Source organism: Lysinibacillus zambalensis (assembly GCF_040183165.1).
Classification (GTDB): Bacteria; Bacillota; Bacilli; order Bacillales_A; family Planococcaceae; genus Lysinibacillus; species Lysinibacillus zambalensis.
Map to the genome: position 1 here is coordinate 32,610 of NZ_JBEGDG010000009.1, position 12,692 is coordinate 45,301.

Annotated in this window: 9 protein-coding genes; 8 read left to right on the forward strand and 1 reads right to left on the reverse strand. The window is 36.9% G+C overall.

Annotated features, from left to right (window positions below; all coding sequences use genetic code 11):
• Positions 1-5: 5 nt before the first annotated feature.
• Together dnaB and ABNX05_RS13210 are read left to right on the forward strand one after the other, a co-directional pair.
• Positions 6-1,367 (forward strand): replicative DNA helicase, encoded by a 1,362-nt coding sequence (gene dnaB, locus ABNX05_RS13205; protein ID WP_349660175.1) that lies wholly within the window; start codon positions 6-8, stop codon positions 1,365-1,367.
• Between the two features lie 378 nt (positions 1,368-1,745).
• On the forward strand, positions 1,746-3,038 hold the full coding sequence (locus ABNX05_RS13210) for an adenylosuccinate synthase (protein WP_349660176.1): 1,293 nt from the start codon (positions 1,746-1,748) through the stop codon (positions 3,036-3,038).
• Between the two features lie 610 nt (positions 3,039-3,648).
• Here the strand turns inward: ABNX05_RS13210 and ABNX05_RS13215 are convergent.
• Complete coding sequence (locus ABNX05_RS13215) at positions 3,649-4,461, reverse strand: YitT family protein (protein WP_346655559.1); 813 nt, start codon at positions 4,459-4,461, stop codon at positions 3,649-3,651.
• A gap of 519 nt (positions 4,462-4,980) precedes the next feature.
• Between ABNX05_RS13215 and ABNX05_RS13220 the strand changes: the two genes are divergently transcribed.
• From ABNX05_RS13220 to ABNX05_RS13245, 6 genes are all read left to right on the forward strand, one after another.
• Positions 4,981-6,423 (forward strand): peptidoglycan DD-metalloendopeptidase family protein, encoded by a 1,443-nt coding sequence (locus tag ABNX05_RS13220; protein ID WP_349660177.1) that lies wholly within the window; start codon positions 4,981-4,983, stop codon positions 6,421-6,423.
• Between the two features lie 514 nt (positions 6,424-6,937).
• Positions 6,938-7,651 (forward strand): response regulator YycF, encoded by a 714-nt coding sequence (gene yycF, locus ABNX05_RS13225; protein WP_053482923.1) that lies wholly within the window; start codon positions 6,938-6,940, stop codon positions 7,649-7,651.
• Between the two features lie 6 nt (positions 7,652-7,657).
• Positions 7,658-9,526, forward strand: coding sequence for a cell wall metabolism sensor histidine kinase WalK (gene walK, locus ABNX05_RS13230; RefSeq protein WP_349660178.1), 1,869 nt, complete (start codon positions 7,658-7,660; stop codon positions 9,524-9,526).
• Positions 9,523-10,842, forward strand: a complete 1,320-nt coding sequence (locus tag ABNX05_RS13235; protein ID WP_349660179.1) for a YycH family regulatory protein — start codon at positions 9,523-9,525, stop codon at positions 10,840-10,842. Before walK ends, ABNX05_RS13235 begins: the two co-directional genes overlap by 4 nt.
• A complete protein-coding gene (locus ABNX05_RS13240; protein ID WP_349660180.1) occupies positions 10,829-11,656 on the forward strand; it encodes a two-component system regulatory protein YycI in 828 nt (275 codons plus the stop codon). The genes ABNX05_RS13235 and ABNX05_RS13240 overlap by 14 nt, the downstream gene beginning before the upstream one ends.
• The gene (locus ABNX05_RS13245; protein ID WP_349660280.1) at positions 11,656-12,444 is read left to right on the forward strand and encodes an MBL fold metallo-hydrolase; all 789 of its coding nucleotides are present in this window, start codon (positions 11,656-11,658) and stop codon (positions 12,442-12,444) included. The genes ABNX05_RS13240 and ABNX05_RS13245 overlap by 1 nt, the downstream gene beginning before the upstream one ends.
• The last annotated feature ends 248 nt before the right edge of the window (positions 12,445-12,692 follow it).

The following is a 12,692-nucleotide window of genomic DNA, read 5'->3' on the forward strand; positions in this document are numbered from 1 at the left end:
AATCCATGAGCGAACCGATGATGGATCGCGTTCCACCGCATAACCGGGAAGCCGAGCAATCGGTTATCGGTGCGATTTTCCTCGATCCTCAATCGTTAATCACTGCATCTGAAATTTTACTAGCAGATGATTTTTATCATAATGCACATAAGCAAATTTTCGAAACGATGCTACGTTTAAGTGATCAGGGAAAAGCGATAGATGTTGTCACAGTTACTGAAGAATTATCAGCTAAAAAAGAAATTGAGGATGTTGGCGGGCTATCGTATTTACTAGAGCTCGCCAATGCTGTCCCTACGGCTGCTAACGTCGCACACTATGCGAAAATTGTCGAAGAAAAGGCTCTATTACGTCGTTTAATTCGTGTCGCTACTAAAATAGTAGAAGATGGCTATACTCGTGAAGATGAGGTAGAGGCATTACTTGGTGAAGCAGAGAAGAAAATGATGGAGGTAGCCAATCGTAAAAATGCGGGTGACTTTAAGCATGTTAAAGACGTATTGGTGGAAACCTTTGATAACATTGAGAAGCTTCAATCACAAAAAGGTGATGTTACAGGTATTCCGACAGGATTCCGTGACTTAGACAATATAACAGCTGGCTTCCAGCGTAACGATTTAATTATTGTTGCGGCACGTCCATCTGTAGGGAAAACAGCCTTTGCATTGAATGTCGCACAAAGCGTTGCCGTTCAAGCACGGGAAAATGTTGCGATCTTCTCCTTAGAGATGGGTGCTGAGCAGCTAGTTATGCGTATGCTTTGTGCAGAGGGAAATATAGATGCACAAGTTTTACGTACAGGTGCTTTAACAACGGAAGATTGGGGTAAACTAACTATGGCAATGGGGAGTTTATCGAATTCAGGAATTTTTATTGACGATACACCGGGTGTACGTATCAATGAAATTCGCGCAAAATGTCGACGTTTAGCACAAGAGCATGGCCTCGGTATGATTTTAATTGACTATTTACAACTTATTCAAGGTAGTGGTAAACCAGGGGAGAACCGTCAGCAAGAGGTATCTGAGATTTCACGATCTTTAAAAGGTTTAGCGCGTGAATTAAAGGTTCCAGTCATTGCATTATCACAGCTATCTCGTGGCGTTGAGCAACGTCAAGATAAGCGACCAATGATGAGTGACTTACGTGAATCGGGAAGTATTGAGCAAGATGCTGATATTGTTGCCTTCTTATATCGTGATGATTATTACGATAAGGAGTCCGAGAGTAAAAATATGATTGAGATTATTATTGCTAAACAGCGTAACGGTCCAACAGGTACAGTTACACTTGCCTTTAAAAAAGAATTCAATAAATTCATTAATGTGGATTGGTCGCAAATGCCGCCACCACCTCCACGTGACTAAATATGTATTTGGCTCATCATCAGTAGTTGAAAATGAAATTTGTAAAAACATATGCCATGTATATAAGTTGATCTGCGTTACGATTGGACAACTCCAGGAAAGCGCCCTGTCGGAACGGAAATCAACCATACACTATGTTGGCCAAATACTGATTGAAAAAGAGGGACATAACGTTTGCGACTATACCAAAACGGAATTAATCTGAATGTTAGATAATATTCATATCATTCTGTTATTAAACACGAACGTTGAATCATATTTTTTGATTTTACGTTCGTGTTTTTAAGTATTTTTGTTGACTAGGCGTTTCTATCATTGTTACAATAATTAACGGCTTAAAAATTGAGATACAAATTGTATCTAACGGAGGTGCTGACTATGACATCAGTTGTAGTTGTAGGAACACAGTGGGGAGACGAAGGAAAAGGTAAAATTACAGATTTCCTTTCACAAAAAGCCGATGCAATCGCTCGTTTTGCAGGTGGTGATAACGCAGGACATACAATTAAATTTGATGGTGAAACGTATAAGTTACACTTAATCCCATCAGGTATTTTCTATAAAGATAAAGCTTCAGTAATCGGAAATGGTTTGGTTGTAAATCCAAAGTCATTAGTGACTGAGCTTAGAGGCTTACAAGAGCGTGGCATTAATACAGATAATTTACGAATTTCTAACCGTGCGCATGTTATTTTGCCATATCATATAAAGCAAGATATCGCTGATGAGGAAAGCCGTGGCGATAATAAAATTGGTACAACTTGTAAAGGTATTGGGCCATGTTATCAGGATAAAGTAGCACGTATCGGTATCCGTATGGCTGATTTACTAGACAAGGATGTATTTGAAGAAAAACTACGTCAAAATTTAGTAATTAAGAATAAGTTGTTTGAGAAATTTTACGAAGTTGAAGGTGTAACATTCGAAGAAATTTTCGAAGAATATTACAGCTATGGACAAGAAATCGCAAAATATGTAACAGACACGTCTAAAATCTTAAATGATGTACTAGATGAAGGCGGCAAAGTGTTATTTGAAGGAGCACAAGGCATTTTACTTGATGTCGATCAAGGTACGTATCCATATGTAACATCTTCAAATCCTGTTGCCGGCGGAGTAGCGATTGGTGCTGGTGTTGGCCCATCACGAGTTACAAGTGTTATTGGTGTATCTAAAGCCTATACATCTCGTGTTGGTGATGGACCGTTCCCTACTGAATTATTTGATGAAGTAGGTCAACAAATTCGTGAAGTTGGCCGTGAGTACGGTACAACAACTGGTCGTCCACGTCGTGTAGGCTGGTTTGATACAGTAGTTGTGCGCCATTCACGCCGAGTAAGTGGTATTACGCATCTTGCGCTTAATTCAATTGATGTTTTATCTGGCTTAGAAACAGTGAAAATTTGTACTGCGTATAAATATAAAGATGAAACAATTACTGAGTATCCAGCAAACCTTCATATTATTGAACAATGTGAACCAATTTATGAAGAGCTTCCTGGCTGGGCAGAAGATGTTACAGGCTGCAAAACATTAGAAGAGCTACCTGAGAATGCACGACGCTATGTAGAACGTGTAAGTGAATTAACTGGTATTGAAATCGCTACTTTCTCTGTTGGTCCTGCACGTGAACAAACGAACGTATTAGTGGACGTTTGGGAAGCAAAATAATTATAAATCAAAAAAGGACGTACCATATGCGGTACGTCCTTTTTTATACCTCTTTCCTTACTTTGAATTTTCGGGCGAGACGCAATTATTGTCCATGATATTTTATGCATTTAAAATTAAGTAAGACTCTTCGGCAAAATGAGGGGTTGATTTCCGTTCCGGCTGAGCGCTTTCCTGGGGGCGTCGGGGCAACAGGATGTTGGTCACGAAGGCGTTATCACAGGACGTGATGCTTTTAGCCTTCGTTCCTCTACCCGCTTCACTCGCGCTGCTCGCTCCAGGGTCTCATCTGTGACGCTGATCCCCAAGGAGTCGCTCAGTCTCCACTCCAATCAACCACTTCACTTAGTGTATATTTTCTGGCATATTACTCTAAATTTATAGTTATAATATGTGAAAATATAGCGGTAGTAATAGATGACTTTTGTGTGAAAGCGAAGCAGAAGCAATAGATTCTTTCTGCAAAGGTAGCTACACAAAATGTAAAATAGCGTCACTGTAATAAGCCTATTCAATTAGATTATGGTAAGTAGCCATAATATTTACTTTCATAGATGTATTTCAACAACATTAAAAGGGACGTGCCATATACGGTACGCCCCTTTTGTCATTAGTGAATATCTCTTTTCTTGAAGCGACCACCTCTAACCTCTGCAATATTACCAATTGCTAGGAATGCATGATCATCAATTTCAGCAACGATTGATTTAAGTTTCGATTCTTCTAATCGAGTAATGACGGTAAAAATAACTTTTTTATCGTTACCCGTATAAGCCCCTTCACCATGAAGGAAAGTTACACCTCGACCAAGTCGGTCCATAATGGTCTGTCCGATTTCATCAATTTCGTCACTAATGATATAAACAGATTTTGATTCCTCCATCCCTTGAATGACGATGTCAATCATTTTATAGGCAATATAGTATGCCAGGATAGAGTACATGGCTTGTTCCCATGTGAACACAAATCCTGCTACCGTAAAGATGAGTACATTGCAGAACATAATAATTTCACCAACGGAAAACGGCGTTTTACTATTAAATAAAATAGCTAAAATTTCTGTCCCATCTAAAGAGCCACCATAACGAATGACGATTCCGACACCAATACCTAAAATCATGCCTCCAAAAACTGTGGCCAATAGTGTGTCTTGAGTAAATGGTTTTATATTATGTAAGAAAAGTGTTGCTAATGAGAGTACTGTAATTCCGAGTCCTGATGAAAGTGCAAAAGTTTTACCAATCTGTTTATAGCCTAAAAAGATAAAAGGTAAGTTTAAAATGAAGATAAAAATACCAAGAGGTAAATTTAATAAATGCGAAGTGATAATGGATACGCCTACGATTCCACCATCCATAATGTTGTTTGGTACTAAAAATAGCTCCAGCCCTAGTGCCATAATGACTGCACCTAATGACACCATAATGGTCCTCATTATAAGTTTACGAACAGTATTTTTGTTTTGGGGCTTTCTTACTTTAGTGGTTATTCCAGAGGTTTGTGAATCATTCAAATTAATCGCTCCAATCAACTAGTATATCTCTTTTCTATTTTATCGGAATATTAAAAAACTAAAAAGTGGTAAGTCTTAAATCATACTAAAAATAAATACAATACTACATTTTTCTCAAACGCTCCAAATTTACAGAAAGAATTCAGTAAATGTCTTTTGTACACCGAAAGCGAAACGTATTGAGTGAAATCTACATCAGATCTCCTTTGAAAAGACACGACTGAAGAGAATATCCGCGCTTACAATTATTTTTATTTATTGCTACAAAAATAGTAATTTTGTAACAAGTAGTAGAGAAATAATACATTTACATTACAAAAAGATGAAAATAATCTAACCGTATTTTCTTTATGGTACAGTATATTGGTGCAAAAAATCCTTGTGGGTAATTAATCCTGCTAAAGGTTAAAGTTGGAAGGAGCTTTACTGATGAGTTCGTCTTGGTCAAGAAAAGAAAAAAATTTTTCTTCAATTAAAAAGATATCCATTATTACAGTGTTAATGACAAGTTTAACGTTTGATGTAGGTTTTGCAAAAGAAAATCATAATGAAGATTTGAATAAAATTTATCACGTTTACGTGGGAAATAAATATATAGGTGCGGTCTCAAATGAGAAAGCTGTTGAAGAAATTATTGCGTCCAAGGAAAAAGGAGCAAGTCAACAATACAAAGAGGTATCGATCGATGCTAGTTCTTCTGTCAAAATAATCCCAGAGAAAGTATTTAGTAATCAAACTAAAGATGTGGAAATTTTGGAGAAATTGGAGCAATCTTTAGTAGTTCAAGCTCCATCATTTACATTATCTGTAGATGGTGAGCCTGTAGTTTCTTTAAAAGATGCAAAAGACTATGAAGATACTATTCGTATGCTAAAACTACAATATGTTTCACAGCAAGAGCTAAATAGTTTATATGTTAACCAACAATCAACGAATATTCCACCATTACAGACTGGTGAAGCGCGCCTTGTAGACGTTTCTTTTAAACAGGAAGTTTCAGGTGCAATACAAAAAGTAGCACCCAATGCTATTGTAACGCCTACGGAAGCCGTGAAATACTTAATGACAGGCTCTCTTGAACAAGAAACATATAAAGTTCAATCAGGTGATGTTTTAGGATCGGTTGCCCAAAAACATGGATTAACAACAACTGAGCTAGTAGCTTTAAATCCTGGTATCACTGTGGATACAGTTTTACAGATTGGACAAGCATTAAACGTAACAGTCGCTAAACCATTTGTAACACTTGAAGTAAAACAGGAGAAGAAAGTTACTGATATTATTCCGTTTAAGAAAATAGTTGAAGAAGATCCGACGATGTATAAAGGTGAGAAAGTGATAAAACAACAAGGTGTTAATGGAAGTAAAGAAACATCTTATTTATTAACGTCTGAAAACGGAACTCGTATATCCAAAGTTGCATTAAAAGAAAATATTATACAACAACCAGTTGATGAAATTGAAGTAGTTGGTACGAAAGTGATTTCTTCCCGTGGTACGGGTGAATTTACATGGCCAACAGTGGGTGGTTATATTTCAAGTAAGATGGGCCAACGTTGGGGGGAGCTCCATCGTGGTATTGATATCGCTCGTCCTAATAATTATAATATTTTAGCTTCAGATAATGGTGTTGTTGTCGCTGCTGGTGTCTCAGGCAGCTACGGTAATCGTATCGTAATTGATCATCATAATGGTTATACAACGCTTTACGGACACCTTTCTTCGATTGAAGTAAAAGTAGGGCAAGTGGTAGAAAAAGGTTCTGTTATAGGTATTATGGGCTCTACTGGAAATTCAACAGGTACACATCTACACTTTGAAGTTGAAAAAAATGGTTCGTTAGAAAATCCATTAACATATGTAGGGCGTTAATCAGTTCGAATAGAAGACAGTCCAAAATAGGGCTGTCTTTTTGTATACGTTGTATTTAAATCTATGTTATTTCCCGAGAAATATTTGTCGAAATATAGTTAGATACAATATCGTATAAAGTCTTAGGATTTAGAATAATGCATAGAAGCAAAAAGCATGGTAGAGTTAAGAGTAGTTACTTTAACTTCTTTCAGTAAAATACCCCACCTTTATAGGTGGTGAGTTGAATACGGGGTGAAGTTATTTTTCAACGGGTGTCCGCAGAAATAGAGGAACTTAGGCTAAAAACTTCACGTCCTATGAAAACGCCAAGGAGTGCTTATAGGATATTCGCCTAAAATCATCGATTCCATGCGATAACGGCTAACTGACCTGCATCGTGTCGGCCCTCATGTTGTTGCTGCGCTTCGCTTTCGCACAAAAGACAACTGCAGGCCTAACTACAAAGCTAAATCATAATAGATAAAATACTCATTGTTTAAGAATAGATAAAAAGCGAAAGGGAGAGAAATATATGGACAAAACCATTTTAGTTGTTGACGATGAAAAACCAATCGCAGATATTTTACAGTTTAATTTAATAAAAGAAGGGTACAAAGTTATTTGTGCTTATGATGGAGATGAAGCCCTAGAGAAGGTTGAGGAAGAGCAACCGGATTTAATGCTTTTAGATATAATGTTACCTAAGCGTGATGGAATGGAAGTTTGTAGAGAAATACGAAAAAAATATGATTTTCCAATCATCATGCTAACGGCAAAAGGCTCTGAGATCGATAAAGTATTAGGATTAGAAATGGGCGCAGATGATTATGTGACGAAGCCATTTAGTACACGAGAGCTGATTGCGCGTGTAAAGGCAAATATGCGTCGCTTACAGGTAGTAGCCCCTACTGCTGAAGAGGTCGAGGAAGAATCCAATGAAATTGTAGTTGGCTCTCTTGTTATTCAGCCAGACGCTTACTTAGTATTGAAACGTGATGAAGCAATTGAACTAACGCATAGGGAGTTTGAGTTATTACATTATTTAGGTAAACATATCGGTCAAGTAATGACGCGTGAACATTTACTGCAAACTGTGTGGGGGTATGACTATTTCGGCGATGTACGAACAGTTGATGTAACTATTCGTCGTCTACGAGAAAAAATAGAGGACAATCCTAGTCATCCTGCTTGGATCGTTACACGCCGTGGTGTAGGTTATTATTTACGAAATCCTGAACAGGAGTAAAAAGGAATGCAGAAAGTAAGCTTCTTTAAATCAATTCATGTCAAGCTAGTACTAATTTACATTTTGCTCATCTTACTTGCATTGCAAATAATAGGAATCTATTTTTCGCAAGAATTAGAGCAAAATTTAAAAAGAAACTTCCGAGACTCCATTTTTCAACGTGTCGATTTGATGGAATATAGCATTCGTGAAGAAATGTTAAAAGAACGCGATGAAAGTAGTATGCCATCTCTTGAAGATAGCCTGAAAACGATAGTTATGGAGTTTTCAACAGGATTGAGGGAAGTTTCTAATGGCGATATTTTAGAGATCCGTGTCATTGACAATAGACAACGTATTCGCGCCACATCTGAGGTGGACAATCAAAGTTTGATTGGACAGCGTTCGAATAATGATCTCGTACGGCGTGCAATCTCTGCAGAAACTTTATTTGAAAACATTAAACTTGATAATAAAACAAGAAATCGAGTGTGGGTATTAGCTTCACCAATTCGAGAGGGTGCAGGTCCTGATGATGAAATCATAGGGGTACTCTACATTGAAGCTAATATTGAATCTGTTTTTGAACAAGTGAATAACATTAACGGTATTTTCCTTGGGGGTACGGCTGTGTCCTTGGTGATTACTATCTTTTTAGGAATTTTAGTGGCACGAACAATTACACAGCCAATTTCAGATATGCGTAAGCAGGCACAGGCTATGGCTAAGGGTAACTATTCTCGAAAAGTGCGGGTTTATGGTACAGATGAGATAGGACAGCTTGCAATCACCTTCAATCATTTAACGAATCGCTTGCAGGAGGCGCAATCTACTACAGAGGCAGAGCGGCGAAAGCTCGATTCGGTTCTTAGTAATATGACGGATGGTGTTATTGCTACAGATCGAAAAGGGCGTATCATTCTTATTAATGATCCTGCACTAGAACTGCTGCATATTTCAAGAGATATTACATTAGGTCGTCCGATTGCATCTGTTTTAGGTATTGACCAAGAGTATAGTTTTGAGGATTTAATTCATATGAATGATGCGGTGAATCTAAATTTCAGTACAGCAGACGCGCCGTATATTTTACGTGCAAATTTCTCGGTTATTCAAAAAGAAACAGGCTTTATTAATGGGCTTATTACCGTACTGCATGATATTACGGAGCAAGAAAAAATAGAGATGGATCGTAGAGAATTTGTATCGAATGTGTCACACGAATTACGGACACCATTAACGACGATGCGTAGTTATTTAGAGGCGTTAGCTGATGGTGCATGGAAAGATGAAAATATTGCTCCAACATTTTTGAATGTCACACAAACGGAGACAGAGCGTATGATCCGTTTAGTTAATGACTTATTGCAGTTATCGCGAATGGATAGTTCAGATTATGAGTTGAATAAAGACATTGTTCTATTCAATTCATTCTTTAACCGTATTATCGATCGTTTTGAAATGTCTAAGTCAGACAAAGTGAGATTTGAACGTTTATTACCAGAGGCATCTTATTATGTAGAGATTGATACAGATAAGGTGACACAGGTTATCGATAATATCATTTCCAATGCTATTAAGTATTCACCAGATGGAGGTAATATCCGCTTTGGCTTTACAGTGCAAGGAGATATGCTGAAGGTTATGATTTCTGATGATGGTATGGGAATTCCTAAGGAAAATGTGGGACGTATTTTTGACCGTTTCTATCGAGTAGATCGAGCTCGAGCTCGTTCTATGGGAGGCACTGGTCTAGGGCTAGCTATTGCCAGAGAAATGATTGAAGCTCATGACGGTAAAATATGGGCTGAAAGTGAGGAAGGACATGGAACAACAGTGTTCTTCACATTACCACTTAATTTAGATGACTTTGACGAGGCAGGTGAGTGGGAATGAAATATATAGAACCAGTTAAATCAGTTGTATTATTTCTACTCGTTGTGCTAAGTGTAGCTTTAACTTTTATGATTTGGACATACACGCCAGATTATAAATATATTGAAAAGACCGAGGGCAAAGAAATCCTGATTGGACCACAAAAAAAAGTGGCAGATGTCATTCGTCCATATAAAGCTATTTATCGTTTTGATAAGGAATTTACCGGAACGGTTTCTAATGGCGTCATGGAAGATATTATGAAAACATTTGAAGGATGGAATGTTCTAGATTTAATGCCTGTAAACAATAATCTTACGGCCGGCTCTGTAAACGAGATGATTCGTACTAATAATTGTATGACTGTCTTTTTTACTGGTGAGATTCCTTACTCTGCCTTTAATACAATTTTTCAATTTGCTGATAAGGAGCTACCTGAAACAACCTTTAATCGTATGATTATAGATTGGAGTACTTATAGTAACAAAGAGTTACAGGTGTTTTTCATTAGTGGCAATAATGAATTATTGATGCGTTCGCATGTAAGTTTAGAAAATGCTAATCAGTTTGTACGAAATATTATTGAGCCAGCGAAAACATATGGCACTTTTACAGAGGTGGAGCGAGAGGGCTTTACCTCACTATATATTGCAAATGATAAAGTTGAATCAGCAAAGTATACGTATTTTATTGAAGAGAAACCTGAATTATTTAAAGATGTATTATTTACAAATCTAAAAAATGTCCGGCGCACTGATGAAAGTGCAACTACTGAAAGATATCAAGATGGAATGTCAAAGATGGTGCTTGATTCAAAATTGAAATCATTGACCTATGCAAATCCAGCTGCAGAAAGTAGTTTAAGAATAGAGCCTTCCAAGCTCTTGAAAGATAGTTTTGAATTTATCAATGAACACGGAGGCTTTACAGATGATTATCGCTTAGTATCAACAAGTACAAGCAATAACCAATTAGATTATCAGTTATATATACATGGATTACCGATTTATAGTGATCAGGCTATAAATAGAATTTCAACCGTTTGGGGAGATAATCGTATTTTCGTCTACAAACGTCCATACTTTTCTTTTGAGAAAGAGATTTCACCCGAAAGAGAGATGAAAGAACTCCCGTCAGGAACGGAAGTCGTTGAAAAAATTAAAAAGCTAAATAACATTGCTTTATCAGATATAGATGATATTGTTGTGGGGTTCTATTTGACTTATGATCAAAGTACAATTGTGACATTAGAGCCGTGCTGGTTTGTCATTCGTAATGGTGTATCCACGAGACTGACGCCTGAAGTAGTAGGGGGTGTCAAAAATGGATTGGAATAGAACAAAATCTATTTTTATATTCGTTTTTTTAATCTTAAATATCTTCTTATATTGGTTGTATTTAGAGCGTTATAATGAAGCACAGAGCGTAGAAATACTAGGTGAAAAAACAATAGAAGCCCGTTTGAAAGATGATAATATTACGTATGGACCACTGCCTAATGGTAACGAGTTTGCTTCTTATCTTACAGGCGAAGTGCATGTTTTTAAAAATACTGCTCCTGATAATAATCAGAGAGTGAGTTTCATGGATGACAAACATACACAAATAAGTGCTATTTTTATCAACCCTGTGAAATTACGAAATATTAATGATGATGCCAGTTTTATCGATTTTGTCCACACAAACGTTAAAGATGGAGATTCTTATGCATTATGGGAGGTAGACCGTGAGGAACGGGTCGCAGTCTTCTTCCAGAAGAAAAATAATCGAATGTTCTATTACAATGATAGTGCCGTATTAAAAGTACACTGGAATATGGATGACGAAGTGGTAGAGTATGAGCAGACAATGATCGACAATTTCCAAGAGATGGATCAACAGGAAACTGTTATTCCACCACTTCAAATTTTCCAAACACTTTATAATAAAACGCTATTAAAGCCAGACTCAAGTATTTCGCAAGTAAAGTTAGGTTACTCGACATTTAGTAAATTAGATAAAACGCAAGTGTTGATACCAACATGGGAAGTACAAGTGAAATTATCGGACGGAGAAAAAGAAGAGTACTTCGTTGATGCTATTGATGGAAAAATTATCGAAATTCAAGGAGATAAGCAACAAGGTGAAGAGGAAGACTGGGGAGTTGAATGATGCGATTTAGTGTTTTAGCAAGTGGCAGTACAGGAAATTCGATTTATGTAGAAAATGAAGATCATGCATTTATTGTCGATGCTGGTCTAAGTGGCAAAAAGATGGAGCAACTATTTACAAAAATCGACCGTAATATGAAACAACTAAGTGGCATTTTCGTTACACATGAGCATAGTGATCATATTAAAGGAATAGGTGTATTGGCACGAAAATATAATGTACCTATTTATGCAAACAACAAAACATGGCAAGCAATGGACGGGCTAGTTGGTGATATACCTTTAGAGCAACGTTTTGAATTTGAAATGGATACTGTAAAGCATTTTGGTTCATTAGCTGTTGAATCCTTTGCTGTATCACATGATGCAGCAGATCCAATGTTCTATAGTTTTCATGAAAACGGGCGTAAGCTTGTTGTTATTACGGATACAGGTTATGTTAGCGACCGTATGAAGGGTATCATTCGAGGTGCTGATTCCTTTGTATTTGAAAGTAACCACGATGTAAATATGCTGCAAATGGGGCGCTATCCATGGTCTATCAAACGTCGTATTTTAAGTGATGTAGGGCACGTTTCAAATGAGGATGCAGCTATAGCAATGAGTGAAGTAGTATTTGAAAAACCGACAAATATTTATTTATCACATTTAAGTAAAGATAATAATATGAAAGAGCTTGCGCGCATGAGTGTCACACAAACTTTGCAATCCTGCGGCATTATTGCCGGAGAGTATTTAAACTTATTTGATACAGATGCAGAAGAGCCGACAAAATTAGTTACTGTGTAACTTTTTTCAGCAAATGTTTTATATAACGTAAGTGAAACGGCAGTTAGAAATGTTTTATGTAACGTTAGCTACATTTGCTTTTGGCTTAATGTGAGTTAATCATATCGAATTATACAATAAAAAAATGAAGCTTTAATGAGGCTGTTCAATCACATTTTATAGAAAATGCATTGAACAGCCATTTTTATGTCCATTTTATTTATTTTTCATCTGATTTTAATGTTTGAATCGTAATATTAAGGTAACAA